The 2,911-nt window shown below is 53.1% G+C and carries 1 rRNA gene; it reads left to right on the top strand.

Annotated elements, in window-relative coordinates:
* Positions 1-18 precede the first annotated feature (18 nt).
* Positions 19-2,899: ribosomal RNA gene (locus WS95_RS32395) — 23S ribosomal RNA — on the top strand.
* Positions 2,900-2,911 lie beyond the last annotated feature (12 nt).

Here is a 2,911-nt window from a genome sequence, read left to right as displayed (position 1 = left end):
GAGACAGACTCGTTATAGGGTCAAGCGAACAAGTGCATGTGGTGGATGCCTTGGCGATCACAGGCGATGAAGGACGCGGTAGCCTGCGAAAAGCTACGGGGAGCTGGCAAACAAGCTTTGATCCGTAGATGTCCGAATGGGGAAACCCACTCCGTATGGAGTATCCATGGCTGAATACATAGGCCATGCGAAGCGAACGCGGTGAACTGAAACATCTAAGTAACCGCAGGAAAAGAAATCAACCGAGATTCCCAAAGTAGTGGCGAGCGAAATGGGATGAGCCTTGCACTCTTTATTTGTATTGTTAGCCGAACGCTCTGGAAAGTGCGGCCATAGCAGGTGATAGCCCTGTAGGCGAAAACAGTATGAAAGAACTAGGTGTGCGACAAGTAGGGCGGGACACGTGAAATCCTGTCTGAAGATGGGGGGACCATCCTCCAAGGCTAAATACTCGTGATCGACCGATAGTGAACCAGTACCGTGAGGGAAAGGCGAAAAGAACCCCGGGAGGGGAGTGAAATAGATCCTGAAACCGCATGCATACAAACAGTCGGAGCCTCGCAAGGGGTGACGGCGTACCTTTTGTATAATGGGTCAGCGACTTACGTTCAGTAGCAAGCTTAACCGTATAGGGCAGGCGTAGCGAAAGCGAGTCCGAATAGGGCGTTCAGTTGCTGGGCGTAGACCCGAAACCAGGTGATCTATCCATGGCCAGGATGAAGGTGCGGTAACACGTACTGGAGGTCCGAACCCACTAACGTTGAAAAGTTAGGGGATGAGCTGTGGATAGGGGTGAAAGGCTAAACAAACCTGGAAATAGCTGGTTCTCTCCGAAAACTATTTAGGTAGTGCCTCGTGTCTCACCTTCGGGGGTAGAGCACTGTCATGGTTGGGGGGTCTATTGCAGATTACCCCGCCATAGCAAACTCCGAATACCGAAGAGTGCAATCACGGGAGACAGACATCGGGTGCTAACGTCCGGTGTCAAGAGGGAAACAACCCAGACCGCCAGCTAAGGTCCCCAAATATAGCTAAGTGGGAAACGAAGTGGGAAGGCTAAAACAGTCAGGAGGTTGGCTTAGAAGCAGCCACCCTTTAAAGAAAGCGTAATAGCTCACTGATCGAGTCGTCCTGCGCGGAAGATGTAACGGGGCTAAGCTATATACCGAAGCTGCGGATGCGTGCTTGCACGCATGGTAGGAGAGCGTTCCGTAAGCCTGCGAAGGTGCGTTGAAAAGCGTGCTGGAGGTATCGGAAGTGCGAATGCTGACATGAGTAGCGATAAAGGGGGTGAAAGGCCCCCTCGCCGTAAGCCCAAGGTTTCCTACGCAACGTTCATCGGCGTAGGGTGAGTCGGCCCCTAAGGCGAGGCAGAAATGCGTAGCTGATGGGAAGCAGGTCAATATTCCTGCACCGTCGTTAGATGCGATGGGGGGACGGATCGCGGAAGGTTGTCCGGGTGTTGGAAGTCCCGGTCGCTGCATTGGAGAAGGCGCTTAGGCAAATCCGGGCGCGTAATTCAAGGGTGTGGCGCGAGCTCCTTAGGGAGCGAAGCAATTGGAAGTGGTTCCAAGAAAAGCCTCTAAGCTTCAGTCTAACGATGACCGTACCGCAAACCGACACAGGTGGGCGAGATGAGTATTCTAAGGCGCTTGAGAGAACTCGGGAGAAGGAACTCGGCAAATTGGTACCGTAACTTCGGGATAAGGTACGCCCTTGTAGCTTGACTGGCCTGCGCCAGGAGGGTGAAGGGGTTGCAATAAACTGGTGGCTGCGACTGTTTAATAAAAACACAGCACTCTGCAAACACGAAAGTGGACGTATAGGGTGTGACGCCTGCCCGGTGCCGGAAGATTAAATGATGGGGTGCAAGCTCTTGATTGAAGTCCCGGTAAACGGCGGCCGTAACTATAACGGTCCTAAGGTAGCGAAATTCCTTGTCGGGTAAGTTCCGACCTGCACGAATGGCGTAACGATGGCCACACTGTCTCCTCCCGAGACTCAGCGAAGTTGAAGTGTTTGTGATGATGCAATCTACCCGCGGCTAGACGGAAAGACCCCATGAACCTTTACTGTAGCTTTGCATTGGACTTTGAACCGATCTGTGTAGGATAGGTGGGAGGCTATGAAACCGGAACGCTAGTTTCGGTGGAGCCGTCCTTGAAATACCACCCTGGTTTGTTTGAGGTTCTAACCTTGGCCCGTGATCCGGGTCGGGGACAGTGCATGGTAGGCAGTTTGACTGGGGCGGTCTCCTCCCAAAGCGTAACGGAGGAGTACGAAGGTACGCTAGGTACGGTCGGAAATCGTGCTGATAGTGCAATGGCATAAGCGTGCTTAACTGCGAGACCGACAAGTCGAGCAGGTGCGAAAGCAGGTCATAGTGATCCGGTGGTTCTGTATGGAAGGGCCATCGCTCAACGGATAAAAGGTACTCTGGGGATAACAGGCTGATACCGCCCAAGAGTTCATATCGACGGCGGTGTTTGGCACCTCGATGTCGGCTCATCTCATCCTGGGGCTGTAGCCGGTCCCAAGGGTATGGCTGTTCGCCATTTAAAGAGGTACGTGAGCTGGGTTTAAAACGTCGTGAGACAGTTTGGTCCCTATCTGCCGTGGGCGTTGGATATTTGAAGGGGGCTGCTCCTAGTACGAGAGGACCGGAGTGGACGAACCTCTGGTGTACCGGTTGTCACGCCAGTGGCATCGCCGGGTAGCTATGTTCGGAAGAGATAACCGCTGAAAGCATCTAAGCGGGAAACTCGCCTTAAGATGAGATATCCCTGGGGACTAGATCCCCTTGAAGGGTCGTTCGAGACCAGGACGTTGATAGGTCGGGTGTGTAAGCGCAGTAATGCGTTCAGCTAACCGATACTAATTGCCCGTAAGGCTTGATCCTATAACAAGTCTG

Origin of the sequence: Burkholderia sp. MSMB1826, assembly GCF_001526325.1 — a bacterium.
Taxonomy (GTDB): Bacteria; Pseudomonadota; Gammaproteobacteria; order Burkholderiales; family Burkholderiaceae; genus Burkholderia.
Note: the sequence above shows the minus strand (reverse complement) of the source record. Positions and strands in the feature narration are given on the sequence as shown.